Annotated in this window: 12 protein-coding genes; 9 read left to right on the top strand and 3 right to left on the bottom strand. The window is 57.1% G+C overall.

Translation table 11 applies throughout. The features are described 5' to 3' along the window. Window positions 1-26 precede the first annotated feature (26 nt). Complete coding sequence (locus tag QNM96_RS18770) at window positions 27-944, top strand: UbiA family prenyltransferase (protein ID WP_283838279.1); 918 nt, start codon at window positions 27-29, stop codon at window positions 942-944. Window positions 945-1,076: 132 nt separating this feature from the next. On the opposite strand, the gene QNM96_RS18765 is transcribed toward QNM96_RS18770, so the two are convergent. After that, the gene (locus QNM96_RS18765) at window positions 1,077-2,048 is read right to left on the bottom strand and encodes a hypothetical protein (RefSeq protein ID WP_283838278.1); all 972 of its coding nucleotides are present in this window, start codon (window positions 2,046-2,048) and stop codon (window positions 1,077-1,079) included. Between the two features lie 273 nt (window positions 2,049-2,321). Between QNM96_RS18765 and QNM96_RS18760 the strand changes: the two genes are divergently transcribed. The 4 genes from QNM96_RS18760 (at window position 2,322) to QNM96_RS18745 (ending at window position 8,403) form a co-directional block, all read left to right on the top strand. Further along, window positions 2,322-3,173 (top strand): sugar phosphate isomerase/epimerase family protein, encoded by an 852-nt coding sequence (locus QNM96_RS18760; RefSeq protein WP_283838276.1) that lies wholly within the window; start codon window positions 2,322-2,324, stop codon window positions 3,171-3,173. A gap of 669 nt (window positions 3,174-3,842) precedes the next feature. Beyond that, complete coding sequence (locus tag QNM96_RS18755; RefSeq protein ID WP_283838275.1) at window positions 3,843-5,039, top strand: inositol-3-phosphate synthase; 1,197 nt, start codon at window positions 3,843-3,845, stop codon at window positions 5,037-5,039. Window positions 5,040-5,051: 12 nt separating this feature from the next. Beyond that, window positions 5,052-6,494: an alkaline phosphatase family protein gene (locus QNM96_RS18750; protein ID WP_283838274.1), complete on the top strand. Its 1,443-nt coding sequence runs from the start codon at window positions 5,052-5,054 to the stop codon at window positions 6,492-6,494. Window positions 6,495-6,762: 268 nt separating this feature from the next. Beyond that, window positions 6,763-8,403 carry a PQQ-dependent sugar dehydrogenase gene (locus tag QNM96_RS18745; protein WP_283838273.1) on the top strand — a complete coding sequence of 547 codons (1,641 nt, stop codon included), beginning with the start codon at window positions 6,763-6,765 and terminating at the stop codon, window positions 8,401-8,403. Between the two features lie 196 nt (window positions 8,404-8,599). Here the strand turns inward: QNM96_RS18745 and QNM96_RS18740 are convergent, their stop codons facing one another. Together QNM96_RS18740 and QNM96_RS18735 are read right to left on the bottom strand one after the other, a co-directional pair. Continuing rightward, window positions 8,600-9,718: a Gfo/Idh/MocA family oxidoreductase gene (locus tag QNM96_RS18740; RefSeq protein ID WP_283838272.1), complete on the bottom strand. Its 1,119-nt coding sequence runs from the start codon at window positions 9,716-9,718 to the stop codon at window positions 8,600-8,602. Between the two features lie 7 nt (window positions 9,719-9,725). Next, on the bottom strand, window positions 9,726-10,694 hold the full coding sequence (locus tag QNM96_RS18735) for a sugar phosphate isomerase/epimerase (RefSeq protein ID WP_283838271.1): 969 nt from the start codon (window positions 10,692-10,694) through the stop codon (window positions 9,726-9,728). Between the two features lie 236 nt (window positions 10,695-10,930). Here QNM96_RS18735 and QNM96_RS18730 point away from each other — a divergent pair, with 236 nt between their 5' ends. From QNM96_RS18730 to QNM96_RS18715, 4 genes are read left to right on the top strand one after another with little or no spacing between them, the layout of a single operon-like run. Beyond that, window positions 10,931-12,034, top strand: coding sequence for a BMP family ABC transporter substrate-binding protein (locus QNM96_RS18730; protein WP_283838270.1), 1,104 nt, complete (start codon window positions 10,931-10,933; stop codon window positions 12,032-12,034). A 51-nt stretch (window positions 12,035-12,085) separates the two neighbouring features. Continuing rightward, a complete protein-coding gene (locus QNM96_RS18725; RefSeq protein ID WP_283838269.1) occupies window positions 12,086-13,666 on the top strand; it encodes an ABC transporter ATP-binding protein in 1,581 nt (526 codons plus the stop codon). Continuing rightward, window positions 13,663-14,796 carry an ABC transporter permease gene (locus QNM96_RS18720; protein ID WP_283838268.1) on the top strand — a complete coding sequence of 378 codons (1,134 nt, stop codon included), beginning with the start codon at window positions 13,663-13,665 and terminating at the stop codon, window positions 14,794-14,796. The genes QNM96_RS18725 and QNM96_RS18720 overlap by 4 nt, the downstream gene beginning before the upstream one ends. Then, entirely contained in the window at window positions 14,793-15,830 is a 1,038-nt protein-coding gene (locus QNM96_RS18715) for an ABC transporter permease (protein ID WP_283838267.1), read from the top strand. Before QNM96_RS18720 ends, QNM96_RS18715 begins: the two co-directional genes overlap by 4 nt. Window positions 15,831-15,885: the final 55 nt, after the last annotated feature.

The raw sequence follows: 15,885 nt of genomic DNA, 5'->3' as shown, positions 1-15,885 counted from the left end.
GACTAATTCAACGGATTCGTAGGAGAATGAACGAAACCAGTGGAAACAGCAGAACAGTCACTTCCTACGCGACGTTAGTGAGAGTTCCGAACCTCTTTACGGCACCGCCGGACATAATCCTCGGCGCTGCGATAGCCGCCGGCGCGGGATACTCGATTTCGATCGATGGCGTCGTCGGTCTGGCGCTCGCTTCGATCCTGTTGTACGCGGCTGGAACGACGCTCAACGACTACTTCGACGCCGACGAAGACGCTCGAGAGCGTCCGGAACGTCCGATACCGTCCGGCGACGTATCGAAGCGTCAGGCGCTCGTGTTTGGAGTTGTACTACTCGGAAGCGGCGTCTTGCTCGCTCTGGTAGCCGCCGGTTTCACTTCCGGGCTCGTCGCTGCCGTGCTCGCTCTCACAATCCTCCTGTACGACGGCGTATTCAAGGGGACGTCCGTCGGGTTCCTGCTCATGGGCGGAAGCCGGGGACTGAACGTCCTCCTCGGGTCGACACTCGCCGTCTCTCCTACTGCGCTTCCGTCGTGGGCCGTCGCTGTCGTCGGGACTATCACCCTCTATATCGCGGCCGTCACCTTTCTCGCCGAGAGCGAGACGGGAGACACCGATTCGCGATCGATACCGGTCGCGATCGGAGGAACGGGAGCCGCCGTACTCGGTGTTCTCGCCGTCGCAGTCGTTCGGAGCCCGTCACCGGTGGAGGTCGCGCTCGCAATCGGACTTCTCAGTGGATTCACCGCATGGACCGGACGAGCGCTGTTTAGGGCGTACGCAGACCCCTCGCCGGCGACGATTGGACCGGCAATCGGCACGTGCGTAGTAGCGCTGATCGTGCTGAACGCGGCGTTTGCTGCTATCGTCGGAATCCGATGGTCGTTGGCTGCACTCGTGTTCCTCCTCCCTGCGATGGGTCTCTCGCGGGTGTTCGACGTTACCTGATAATCGCGACCGCTCGACGTCACCCGCTAGTCGCGGTCGTTCGATGACCCTGCTAGTCACAAGCGTTCGACGTTGTCAGATGCGACGGTAGAAGAGTGGGGTGATATACGAACCCAATTTGGGGAGCCGGTGTTACCGCTCGAAGTCATCGGTGCGGTGTTCGAACAGTCGTTCGCCCGTTTCCTCGCAGGTTACGGCGATGACTTTCTGTGACCGACAGCACGATTCGACCACTTCCTCGCTCATCTCCGTACTGCCACCCGTAGTCGGGCACGTCTCAAGGAACATCCGGAGCCCGTTTAGGAGCCGTCCTTTCTCCCGGGAATCATACGCATTCCAGTCGGAGACCCGCGAACGAAACAACCGGTTCGCCGCGATATCTGCGACGAGTGCGGGACGGGAAGCCCACCTCCCAACTTGGGCCGATTCGGAGCGGAGGCGGTGAGTCTCACCGTGTACAACGAGTTCGAAAGTTTCGGAATCGCCCTCGAATCCGAACGCGCTGGCGATTTGTGCCGCGGAAAGTTCCGAGTCGGCAATCGCTTTGCTTTCCTCGAGCCAGTCAGCTTCGAACGCCTCGGTAAGGCAGAGATCATCGCTCTCCGAACAGGGTTCGAGTACGTCGTGTTCGAGAAAGAACCGCTCGAGGTCGATCGCCTTCGTCGTCGGTTTACTGGCTGTCGGTTCGCCATCACGGGCACCGGCGTTGGTGGTATCGGTGGTGTCGCGGTCAGCGTCGATATCGGTGGTACTGCCGTCGGCGTCGATATCGGTGATCGCAGTGGTATCGCCGTCGGACGGTGATTCGGTCGCCGGATCGAGTCCACTCGAGACGACAGGCTCGGACCCCTTACCGAACCACTCGAGGACAGTCTGTGGAAGGTATCGTTTCGTTAGTGTCGGCGTTCCGGGAACGAGGTATCCCCGTAAATAAATCGCAGCGATGGATACGACGGCGGTTAACAGTCCTGCAATTTTCGATTTGCGAGCGACCAGTACACTGAGTACGGCCCCAATAGCGAGATTCAGTACCGTACACGGTTCGCATCGATTCTCGCCGGTGAATTCCGGTTGACGGACGGCCTCGAGTATCGATTTCGCCATTCTGTATTCGGGAAAGGAGTGCCACGGTATCTCTCTTTTGTTTACCGTCTAGCCGTCCACGGAACCCGCGAGTGACACGGGCCGATCCGAAGGGCCAACGGGGCCACCGAACTATCGGTTACGCTGAACTCGGTGACTCGGTTCGGGAGGGCGATGTCGGGAGGGCGAGTCTGAAAGCCGACTCGGAAAACGCGATAACAGTGTTCCAGTGACGGATACGAATCACGAAGCGGTCAGGGGAAGTTATTTCATGGTTTGAACGAATGCGTCCATATGACTCGACTTGCCTTCTCGACGAACGCGTACACCACCGTTGGACTCCCCGAGGCCGTTCGCCGAATTTCGGATCACGGCTACGACGGCGTTGAGCTCCTGGCTGACACGCCACACGCGTTCCTCGCCGATTTCGACGAATCCGATCGAAAAGAACTCAAAACCGCGCTCGACGAAACCGGGCTCGAGGTGTCGAACATCAACGCCAATACGGCGACCGGCTACTACGACGACGCTCCCCCCTCGTCGTTTTTCGATCCGACTATTATCACGGCCGACGACGAGGACAGAGCCTGGCGCGTCGAATACACGAAGCGGGCGATCGACCTCGCAGTCGCTGTCGACTCCCCGGCTGTCTGCCTCGCAACCGGCCGTCCGCTGCCCGGAAACCCGCCCGAAGAGGCCAGACGGTACCTTCTCGAGTCGCTCGAAGAAATTACGGCGTACGCCGAATCGGCCGATGTCTCGGTCGGAATCGAATTCGAACCCGAACTGCTCGTCGAGTGTACTGACGAAGTGCTTCGCCTCTGTGAGGAGGTCGAAAGCGATGCACTCGGCGTCAATCTCGACCTCGGTCACGTCGCAGTCTACGGCGAGGAGCCAGCCGAAAGTATTCGACGGTGTGCTGGCCAAATTACTGGCATTCACCTCGAGGATATCGTTGGCGGTCGGCGAGGGAAACACTACCACCGGATCCCCGGCGAAGGGGACCTCGACTTCGAAGCGATGTTTGGGGCGCTCGATGATATCGGATACGATGGGTTCGCAACCATGGAATTGTATACCTATCCCGATTCCCCCGACCAAGCGGCGGCATCGTCTTACGACGCTCTAGAACAGTACGTCTCTTGAGGACAACGGCAACTCTGAACTACTCTATCCTACTCGCCAGCTAAGATCGGTAGAATACGCCGACTATGGTCGTTCTCACCGAACGCGCTTTTGGGAACGATCCCGTTTCGGGCCGAACTGAGCACGGGCGGTACAAAAATCGCCGATCCTCCGTAGCGCGAGGAGGCGCAACTTACCAAGAACAGATTTCGAACGGACCCGTCTTGATCAGCGGCGCTCCTGTAAAACGAAAGCACATACTTGAGAATCACGTGAATAATTTAAGAACACAGTATTGAACGGTTCGAACGGCACCTGCTTCTACTAGTTGAAAGTTAGACTTCATTAGACGGAACGCGGCGGTCGGCGACTGAATAGTAGAATTTATAATGTACGAGAATTAACTCACATGCGAGATAGAACAACACATTAGGGCGTTACGATTGTACTATTGTAATATTAGACCCTATTTTCGGTGAAAATGTTGAAAAACTCCAGAAGTATATTTATTGGACTTGTAGTAAATTTGTATGGTGTGGTTTCCCGCCAATTCTCCACCATCATAACGGTATTATAACAGTATTAGATGGTTTTGTAATACACAAGTACCGATCTTTACTGGTGGTCGAGTAGAAACTAATCTCCGAAACCATAGGAGGGTTTTTATGTATGTGATTGGAGGTACCAAATATGGCAACCGGTGTTTGGATAGTTGGTGCGAGGGGAAACGTAGCGAGCATGTCGATGGTGGGGGCGCGTGCGATCGCAAGGGGTGAAATAGATACGACTGGTATGGTTACGGAGCGAGATCCGGTTACATCACTCGATCTTCCGGATATCGACCAACTAGTTTTTGGGGGTCACGACGTACGAACCCAGAGTATCGAGCAAACGGCACAAGCAGCACACGAAGCAGGGTCCGTCCCAAAACGGGAGACCCTTGAAGCGGTGCGTGAAGACCTCCGCGAGATAGACGAGCGGGTTACTATTGGAACTGCACAGCGTTGTGGACGGGTCGTAGAGGAGCTATCCGACGAACAAGCGACGGAAGAAGCAACGATACGCGACGTTATCTCGCAAATCCGCTCCGATTACGACGATTTCGTTAGAAAACAGAACGTCGATCGGTTAGTGGTCGTCAACGCCGCCTCGACCGAGCCGATGATCGAATCACCGGAGCAGTACGAAACGCTGGCGGACTTCGAAACTGCGATCGAAAACGACGACCGGAACCTTCCTGCGAGCACGCTTTATGCATACGCCGCACTGGTCGATGGACATCCGTACATAAACTTTACACCCAGTACCGGATCGGCGCTGGGTGGACTTCGGGAATTGGCTGACACGCGAAATGTTCCACACATGGGACGGGATGGGAAGACCGGAGAAACACTGGTCAAGTCGGCGCTTGCACCGATGTTCGCGGGGCGAAATCTTCGAGTTCTCTCGTGGGAGGGACACAACATCCTCGGAAACACCGACGGACAGGTTCTCGAGGACGACGCAAACGCCGCTGGAAAGCTCTCGACGAAAGGCGACGTTCTCGAGTCGATCCTTCCGGAAATCGGCCACAACCGGGTTCGGATCGACTACACGCCATCGCTCGGTGATTGGAAGACAGCATGGGACCACATCCATTTCGAAGGGTTCCTCGAGACGGAGATGAAGATGCAGTTCACCTGGGACGGTTCGGATTCGGCGCTCGCCGCACCGCTTGTCCTCGATCTAATCCGTCTCGCCGTTCACGCCGACGAACACGGTGAGGGAGGGCTTCAGCCACACCTTGCATCGTTTTTCAAAGCGCCGATTGGAGTCGACGAACACGATTTCTCCCAACAGCTGAACCGACTATACGACTACGCTGAACGCCACAATCAAGTGGATTAGTCGAACACATCCATGACAGATACCACCCATTCAGATTCCGATCTCACGGAGGGACCGACGAACAGCCACGACGATTCACTCGGAACTCGAGACGGTGAGAACGACGCCGAACGGGTCATCGTTCTCGACATTGTCGGACTGCAACCGCACCATATCGACGACGAACGGACACCGACGCTTCGTTCGCTCTTTCCGAGCGAAAACGTCGCTGACCTCCGTCCGCAGTTCCCCGCCGTTACGATTCCGGCCCAGACGACGCTCGCGAGCGGACAGAGGCCTCGTACGCACGGTGACGTGTCGAATGGAGAGTACGATCGCGAACGGGATGTCGCCGAATTGTGGGAGCGCGACCGCGACGACCGAACTCGGATCTGGGAGGCTGCAAGCGACGATGCCGGGTTGACGACCGGTGTGCTGTGCTTTCAGCACTTGATCGGAACGAGTGCTGATATCGCAGTCACACCGTCGCCGATCGAAGACGAGGACAACAATATCCTCGAGATGAACTGCTGGACGAACCCCGATGACTTCTACGACGAACTGCAAGAAGAGTACAATCACTTCCCGCTACACAGTTACTGGGGTCCCGGCGCAAGCGCGGAGAGTACGGAATGGATCCTCTCAGCCGCCACCGAAGCCATCGAACGAGCGGATCCCGACCTCCTCTGGATATACATCCCCCATCTGGATTACGTCGGACAGAGCGACGGTCCCGGATCCGAGGCGTTCAACGACGAACTGGCAGTCGTCGACGACCTCGTCGACGAGTTCGTGTCCGGACTTACCGGAACGGATCGCTGGGAGCAGACCGTCGTAAACCTCGTGAGCGAGTACGGGTTCCACGACGTGGAGACGCCGATTTTCCCTAACCGGGCGCTTCGTGAGGCCGGCCTCCTCGAGACGGACGCGAACGACGACGTCGATCTGTCACGGTCGGACGCCTTCGCGATGGTCGATCACCAGATCGCACACGTCTACGTAGAAGACGAGGCGATCGACCAAGCGCGTGCTGTCATCGACGACCTATCGGGAGTCGACGTCATACTCGACGAGTCGGGGAAGGTCGAGTACGGCGTTGATCATCCAGATTCCGGCGAATTCGTCTTGGTCGCAGAGAAGAACGCCTGGTTCCAGTATTACTGGTGGGACAATCCCGAGGAGGCACCGCCATACGCTGGGGATATGGATATCCACAAAAAACCAGGGTTCGACCCCTGCGAGCTGTTCTTCGGAGACGAGGGCCTGGTGTCGCTGGATCCGACAAAGGTGAGCGGTTCACACGGTCGCGTCGACGAATCGGCGTACGGTTGCTACGGGCTCGGCGGTCCAGCAGCGCCGACACTCGAGCTGGACGAAACTGCGGATGCGCTGGACGTGACACCGACGATTACGGATATGCTCGGGATCACCGAGTCGGTTTCCATACCGTTCGAACGGTCGTCGTTACTCGAGTAATCGAAACCGCGCGGGTGCGGCTTTCAACTTCTAAATCAAACCAATTAACGCCGTTGCCCGCAATTGGCGGGAGTAACCGATTTAGCTGGGTCGGTTCCATGCCCGTATCGGTACCGAGCGGGCTTTTCGTTCGATCGAAAATGGCCGCTAGGGAAAAGACCGAGACTGATCCGGGCGCTGAGCGACTCCGGAAACTAGATAGAAAATTGAACCATGATGCGGTGTCTCACCACAAGGTTTTTTTAGGTTGGTTCTACAGTAGAGGTGTATGTCTAATCAGAGGACTGGAGAAGAGAGTGCATCCAACAGCAGTAACAAACGCCGCCTCCTTCAGGGGATTGGAGGACTCGGTGCGATCGGATTAGCTGGTTGTGCGGACGAGACCGATGACGACGAAGAGGAGTCAAACGGGGGAGCCGAGCCCGACCCGGACGCCGCGACGAATTGGGACAACTACTCCGTCACCGAACTGGACGTTCACGACAATATGATGTCCATGGACGTCGCTCCCGACGGGCGCGTCTTCTACATCACCCGTGGCGCTACGTTCGGGCAGGAAGGGGATGGGACAGCTCGAGTCAACTACGTCGATCCGAACTCCGACGAGACGGGGACTGCACTCGAGCTTCCCGTCCGTATTACGGACGAAGACGGTGGGCAGGGGCTCGTCTTTGATCCGGACTTCGAGGAGAACAATTACGTCTACATCTTTTATACGCCGACGGAAGACGCCACGGAAGACATCGGCGAAAGTCCATACGCGGAGTGGTACGATCCCAGCCAGGACGAGGAACACGACGGGATCGACTACTCGTACATGCTGGTGTCCCGGTTCGAGATGGAAGACGACGAAATCGACGCCGACACCGAAGAAGAGATCATCCGCATTCCGTATCAGCGTGACCTCTGTTGTCACCTCGGTGGATACCTCGAGTTCGGGCCAGAAGGGGAGCTCTACATTTCGACCGGCGACGACTCCAACACGTTCGAATCGGACGGATTCGTTCCGATCGACGATCAAGACGCCCGACATCCGGCGTTCGACGCCCAGCGCACCTCCGGAAACACGGCTGACCTTCGCGGGAAGATACTCCGAATCATCCCGGAAGACGATGGTTCGTACTCGATCCCGGACGACAACTTGTTCACCGAGGATCAGGGCTACGGTGACGAAATCGAGGAAGGACTCGTCAAACCGGAAATTTACGTGATGGGACTGCGGAACCCATACACCATTGCTGTCGACGAAGAGACTGGCCTTCTCCACGTCGCTGACTACGGACCGGACGGCGAAGAGTGGGATAGCGATCGTGGACCGATGGGGCTCATCGAGTATCGACAGATCTGCGAAGCGAGCAACGCCGGTTGGCCGTTCTTCCACGCGTATTATCCGTACCGACGATACGATTTCGCGACGGAGGAATCCGGTCAGCCGTTCTGGCCCGACAACCTCAGAAACGATTCTGCGAACAATACAGGACTCGAAAAGCTCCCACCGGTTACGCCAGCCGACGTCTGGTTCCCGGAGAGCTCGGACAGCTACGTCGAAGCCCCAGACTGGGTCGATATGCCGAAACCCGGCGAAGTCTCGTGGCCCGAGTTCCCGGACGGTGGGTCCGCAAACACGGGACCACGCTACCGACACTCCGACGAATACGGAGAGGGTGCATTGGATCCGTACTTCGACGGCAAGCAGTTCATCATGGCACCGTTCAACGACAACTGGATGGGATACATCACGTACAACGACGACGGAAGCGTCGACGTGAACGAATTCCTTCCGGACGAGGACTTCGAGACCCCAAACGATATGGAGTACGGTCCAGACGGTCGATTGTTCCTTCAGACGTACGGACCAGGATTCAGCGGCGAAGACGGCCGAATATTCATGATCGAATACGAAGCCTAACGAGTCACCTGCAAACGGTGTACTAGGATCGGCGAACGAATAGCACGGATCGCCGCGAAAAAGGGCGACACGTTCTCCATTTCTCTCGGCCGCGTTCCACGTGTTGGCTTCCCGATCAGCCAAAGTCGAATACGAACGGGACCGACTGCGAGAACCCGAACCGGAACCGGAACCGGAACGACCGACGGGAAATCGGTCAGGAAGTGTTGACCCACTCGTTCCGTTCGTCAGCCCGTTCGATAGCGTCGAGCAGTTCCTGAACGCGGTACCCCTCTTCGAACGACGGGGTGTGATCGCTACCCTGTGCGACTGCCGAAAGGAACTCGTAGTTCGTGTGAACGAACGTGTGCTCCCAGCCGAGGATGTGCCCTGCGGGCCACCAGTGATCGACGTACGGATCGCTCTCGTCGGTTACGAGAATCGACTGGAAGCCTCGATCGTTCGCTCCCTTGTACTCGAGTTCGTTGAGGTTCTCGAGTGAAAATCGGAGACTCCCGTTCGAACCGTTCACTTCGATACTGAGATCGTTCTTGTGGCCAGTTGCGTACCGGCTCGCTTCGATATTAGCTGTCGCTCCGTTCTCGAGTTCCGCCTGAGCCGTAAACGCGTCATCGACGGTTACGTCTCTGACTTCGGAGCCGTCAGGTGTTGGTCGTTCCGGAACGAACGTCTGTAAGTTGCCGCTGATTCGTTCGATATCTCCAGCTTGCTGGCCGACGAGAAAGCGGATCAGATCGATCGTGTGCGATCCGAGATCGCCGAGCACGCCGCTGCCTGCCATCTCCTCGTCGAGTCGCCAGCTCCACGGTGCAGACGGATCTGCCAACCAATCCTGAAGGTATACGCCACGAATGTGGCGAATATCACCGAGCTCGCCAGACTCGATCAACTCCTTGGCGTATTGGATTGCGGGGATAAATCGGTAATTGAACGTCACTCCGGATGTCCCCGAGGACTGACGTGCCGCATCACGCATCCGAGTTGCATCTTCGAGGGTATGTGCGAGCGGCTTCTCGCAGAATACCGACGTTCCAGCCTCGAGCGCTTCGACCGAGGGGTCGGCGTGAACGTGGTTCGGACCGAGGTTGTAGAAGACGTCGACCTCATCGATGACCGCTCGCCAATCGGTGCTCGTCCGTGCGAATCCAAGTTGATCGGCGGCGTCGTCGAGTGCTTCCTGGTCCCGTCCGATCAGTACGTCCCGTTCGACTGCCGGCGCATCCGGAAAGAACATCGGCAGTCGTTCGAGCGCGTTCGAGTGTGCTTTTCCCATGAATCGATACCCCAGCATTCCGATGGATAATTCCTCAGTCATTGTTGTATTACGTCCAGTAAACTTCGCCAGGTGTCGTTTCGAAGACTGTTCGGTCGAGTAGCTCGATCGCTTTCTCTAATCCTTCTCGAGAAGACGTAAGGGAGTCCTCGTGTTCGATCGAAAGCGCACCGTCGTATCCGACCATCCGCAAGGTCGAGACGACATCCTTCCAGAACTCCTCGCCGTGGCCGTACCCGATGGAGCGGAACAACCACGACCGATCGGCTTCGTCAGTGTACGGCGTCGTGTCGAGAATACCTTTTTCGCGGACCTGTGACGCGTACGTCTTGACGTCCTTTGCATGGAAGTGGTGGATCGCATCGGCATCGCCGAGCAGACGAATAGCGTCGGTGATATCTATTCCCTGCCAAATCAGGTGCGACGGATCGAAGTTCGCACCGATCCGGTCGTTCGTCGCCTCTCGAAGTCTGAGTAATCCGCGAGGCTCGTGGACGAGCATGTTCGGGTGCATTTCGATTCCCACGTTGACTCCGTGGTCATCCGCAAACGCTGCGAGTTCGGACCAATAGGGGATCGCAACTTCGTTCCACTGGTACTCGTGAGCCTCGTGGTGTTCGTTCGGCCACGGCGCAGTAATCCAGTTCGGCACCTCGTCGTTGGGACCGCCAGCAGGCAAGCCGGAGAACGTGTTTACGGTATCGACGCCCAACTGCGATGCGAGTCGAATCGCTTCGCGGAGTTCGTTGTCGGCATCTTCCGACTTTTCATCGTCCGGATGGATCGGGTTATTGTGTACGGACAACGCCGAGACGTAAAGGTCGTGCTCATCGAGTGCGTTCTGGAGCTCCTCCTGGCTCTCCTCGTTGTCGAGATACTCGGCTCGAGGGAGATGTGCGTCGCCGGGAAACCCGCCACAGCCGAGTTCCACAGCGCCCACACCGTGATCGGATAGGTATGCGAGCGCATCTGGCAGTGATTCATCGGCAAGCGCTACGGTTAGAACACCTATGTCCATAGTTACACTGTTACGAACAACTACCTAAAATATGACGATATAGTCATTTCCTAGCACGGTAGTCGCTGATTTTCGACTTCCAGATGGAGTGTAACGAGACCGGCAGCTGATCGAACTGTCGTTTCGCAGGTTCATCGGCCGCTAACAGAACGGCGTGGGAAGTGGTGAAAGCTATCTCGAACATGAGTAATTTTATAATGTATGAAAACTACCTGGGTAGTGTAATGGTACCAAACATGGATACGCGGAACGGATCCGATGATACGCAACGCCATTCGTCGACGACTGGGGTTAGTCGACGAACGGTTCTCGCATCCGGGGCGGCCGGAATCGGAACTGCAGCGCTGGCCGGGTGTATGGATGGCGCCTCCGGGGGAGGAGAAACGAACATCGCTGTCATTTCGAGTCCTGCCGGCTTCGGCGACAACGCGTTCAACGACAATGCGGTAAGCGGTCTCGAAGACGCTGAGGACGACTTCGATCTCGAATTTACGCAGGTCGAGGAGCGAAGCGAGTCCAATTATCCGTCAGTGCAGGCCAACACCGCCGACGGTGACTACGATCTCATCATCTGTATCGGTGACAACCACACGGACGCACTCGTGGAGAACGCCGACGAGTATTCGGACCAAAACTGGATGCTGATCAACAACGTTGTCGAAGGTGCCGACAACGTTTCCGGATGGATCGAAATGAACAACGAGATGTCATTCCTCGCTGGCGTCGCAGCCGGAACGCTCACCCAGGAAGACATAGAGCACGAAGACAGTTCCACCGATCCGGACGAAGACATCGTCGGGTTCGTCGGTGGCGAACAGATCGACTTGATCGAAGCGTTCGAAGTCTCGTACATCCAAGGCGTCGAGTGGGTCGACGAAGACATCGAGGTTCTCGACGGCTACGGCGGGAGTTTCGACGACGCGTCAGCAGCGGCGAATCAGGCAGAGTCCCAGATGGACGCCGGAGCGGACATCGTTTGGCACGCCGCTTCGTCCGCCGGGGAGGGCGTTTTCTCCGCCGCACAGGACAACGGCCGCTTCGCGCTGGGCGTCGACACCGATCAGTCCGAATCGGAGGATTATCAAGACGTCATCCTCGGTTCCGCGGTGAAGGCCCTCAACCAGGCGACCTACGACATGGCAGAAGCAGTCACCGAAGACAACTTCGGTGACTTTGTCGGCGAACAGAACCTCAGCCTCGAAAACGGTGGAATCGATTTCGTCGTCGGTCAAGCCTTCGACGGTGATCTCCCCGATACACTCGACGAGAACCTCGAAGAAGCGATTCAAGCGTTCGAAGACGATGAGATCGATCTCGAGTGCGGACCGACCGGTTGTTAACGGCGCCGTCTTTTCAGTTCATATTTATGGGTGAGTTTCCAATAACAAACCATGACTACAAGTAACGCACCTCCAGCCGTCCAACTCGAGGGAATCACCAAACGCTTCGGGGATGTCGTCGCTAACGACGAGGTCGATCTCACGCTGGAGCAGGGCTCGATTCACGCGCTGCTCGGTGAGAACGGATCAGGAAAGACGACCCTGATGAGCGTTCTCTACGGATTGTACGATCAAAACGAGGGAACGATCACCGTCAACGGCGAAGAACAAACGTTCAATTCTCCCCGAGACGCGATGAGCGTCGGAGTCGGAATGATCCACCAGCACTTCCAACTCGTCGAGCCGATGACCGTTCTGCAGAACATCATTCTAGGTCACGAGCCGACTGAAAACGGATTAATCGACGAGTCCGTCGCCAGAGACGAAATCGAGGATATTTGTTCTCGATACGGGTTCAGTATCGACGAGGAGTTAGATACCCAAATCCGCGATCTCGATCTCGGGGACCGACAGCGCGTCGAAATCGTCAAAACGCTGTACCGAGGTGCGGAAATTCTCATTTTCGACGAACCGACGGCAGTTCTCACTCCACAGGAGGTCGAGGGGTTAATCGACCTGCTGAACGATCTCGCGGATGCCGGCCACTCGATGATATTCATCTCGCACAAACTGGATGAAGCGTTGACGGCGGCCGACGACATTACTGTTCTCCGGGATGGAGAATCTGTCGGCACCGTCAAGGCCGCGGATACTACCGAACAAGATCTAGCGCGGATGATGGTCGGTCGAGAGGTGATGTTCGATCGACAGTCACGGGAACCCACCTCAGGCGAACCCGTTCTCGAGGCGAACGAGGTCCACGTTCGGGACGACCGCGATATCGAGAAGGTTTCAGGCGTCGACCTCACCGTTCGATCCGGAGAAATCCTGGGCATCGCGGGCGTCCAGGGGAACGGTCAGACCGAACTGGTCGAAGGATGTACCGGACTGCGATCGCTCGAGTCGGGATCCGTCCGGTTTGCTGGCGAAGACGTCACAGAAATGAGCCGTCGGCAACGTATCGAGGAAGGAATCGCGTACATTCCCGAAGATCGACAAACGGAAGGGCTTGTTCAGGATTACAGCCTCGTCCGGAACGCACTGCTCGGGAACCAGACCATCGAACCGTACGTCAACGACGGCGTTATCGATTGGACGGCCGTCCGCGAGCACGCGGAAGATATCATCGAGGAGTTCAACGTTCGCCCGCCGAACGCCGACGCCGAAGCGGCATCACTGTCCGGCGGCAACCAGCAGAAGTTCATCGTCGGCAGAGAGATCGGCCACGATCCGGATCTCATATTCGCGTCGCATCCGACACGCGGTGTCGACATCGGCTCGATCGAGTTCATCCACAACCGGCTACTCGAACTCCGCGAGAACGGATTGGCGATCGTCGTCGTCTCGTCGAAACTCGAGGAAATTCAGAAACTCTCCGATAGAATCGCAGTTATGTATGAAGGCGAATTTATCGATATCGTCGATCCGGACAACGTAACGGAAGAGCAACTCGGCCTCCTGATGGCCGGCCAGCGTCTAGAAAATGAAGGAGAATTATCGGAACAAGAATCGAAGGGAGGAGCACAGGCATGAGCAGCGCTGACTCGAGCGGAGCCAGAACGGTACTCGACCGCGCCGCAGATCGGATGTTAGACGCGGGCGTACTCGAGCGGGTCGGGATCGCGATTGCCTCGACGACCCTGGCGCTTTTGATCGGTCTGGGTATCGTCGCCATGTCCGGGTACAATCCAGCGTTGTTCGCCAACCAGTTGATTATCGGCGCGATCGGAAGCGAGGCGGCGATGGCACGAACGTTACGGTTATCGACGCTGTTTATTCTGACTGGCGTCGCTGTGGCAGTCGCATTCCGAGCGGGCGTGTTTAACATCGGCGTTCAGGGTCAGTTCATCGTCGGCGGGATCGCGACCGTCATGCCGATCGTTTGGCTCGCACCGCTTCTCCCGAGTGGGCCGATCGGGGGTGTCACACTGATAGTAATCGGGACCACCTCGGGCATTATCGCAGGTGGGTTGTACGCGGCACTACCCGGCGCGTTGAAAGCCTACGCCGGGGCGAACGAGATTATTACTACCATTATGCTGAACTTCATCGCGATCGGTATCGTTGGCTGGCTCGTTATGGGCTGGTTCCAAGATCCGAACGCGCCATCGACGAGAACGGAACAACTTCCGGAGTACGTCGGATTCCCGCAGATCGTCTTTAGCAGTTCGAGTTTCTCGATCATCGGTCTCGGTATCACGATTGCTGTGGTCATACTCGTCGCGATCGTCATCGAACGCACCGGCTTCGGGTACGACATGGTGACGAGCGGTCATCAGCAGTCGGCGGCGACGTACTCCGGCGTGGACGCCAAACGAACCATCGTCGCGACCATGACCTTCTCCGGGATGGTCGCCGGTCTCGCCGGAGCGATCTTCGTAATCATGATAACTGGAAATTTCACCAATCCGGACGGAATTAGCACTTACGGGTTCGACGCCATCGCCGTAAGTCTCCTCGCGGCGAACAACCCGATCGGCGTCATCCCAGCAGGGCTTTTGTTCGGCGGGCTCGATTCCGCCGGATCGCACATCCAAATTCACAGCGACGTCCCGGCTCAAATGATCGACGGTATCGTCGGACTCGTCGTTCTGTTCGTCGCCGCGCCGGAACTGTTCCGTATGGCCGCTGCTCGAACGGGTCTCGGAGGTGACGACCGATGAGCGTCGCTAGTTACACCAGTCAACGACGGGTTCAGATCGGTACCCTCGGTCTCGTTGTTCTCATCCCCCTCATCGCCGTCGGTATCGAGACGTCGCTCTTTACCTACGGGTTCCTCAACAGATCGTTAGCGGTCGCGTCTCCGATCGCAATCGCGGCTATCGGGGGACTGTACGCCGAGAAAAGCGGCGTGTTCAACATCGGTCTCGAGGGGTTCATGATCTTCGGAGCGCTGACCGCAGCGGTAACGATGTTCGGACTCGGTGGCAGTTCGCCGGGACAGGGCTATATTTGGATCGCTCTCGTCGCTTCGGTACTAGTTACGGTAATACTGTCCGCCATCTTCGCCGTGTTACTCATTCGGTACAAAGCAGATCAGATCGTCGCCGGGTTAGCGGTCTGGTTTATCGGCCTCGGATTCGCGCCGGTCATTGCAACCCTCATCTGGGGGCGCAGAAGCAGTGGTGGGCTCTCGAGTATTAACAATGTCGTCGTCCCGGGACTGGCTGAAATTCCCGTCATCGGGCCGATATTCTTCGATCAATCGCCACTTATTCTCTTGACCTTCGTTTTCGTCGCCGTTTCCTGGCTCTTCCTTTACCGAACTCAGTACGGCTATTGGATTCAGGCTGCTGGCGAGAACCCGGAAGCGCTGGATACCGCCGGTATCGACGTCAATCGCGTCCGATACGCGGCGACGATTTTCTCCGGCGCGATGGCGGGATTAGCAGGTGCTGTGTTGCTCGCTCACCTCGGTAGCTTCAACGCTTCCGGAGACACGACAGTTGACGGGCGCGGCTGGCTCGGTATCGTCGCGTACCTCTTCGGGAATTACAATCCGATCGGGGCAGCCCTCGCAGCGCTCCTGTTCGGTGGACTGGATATGATAAGCGTTCAACTCCAGACACTCGGAATCAACCTCTCGAGCAGAATCGTCAACTTGGTCCCGTACGTCATCGTGGTCGTCGTGCTCACCGTCTGGGGGAAGACACAGATGCCTTCCTCCGTCGGAGACCCCTACGAAAGCGAAGACTAGCCAGCAAGCGATTTTTGCTATTCTGGAGCAGTGTCCCAGGACAGGACCGCGGCAT

It is taken from the genome of Halostagnicola sp. A-GB9-2, assembly GCF_030068615.1.
Lineage (GTDB): Archaea > Halobacteriota > Halobacteria > Halobacteriales > Natrialbaceae > Halostagnicola.
Note: the sequence above shows the minus strand (reverse complement) of the source record. Positions and strands in the feature narration are given on the sequence as shown.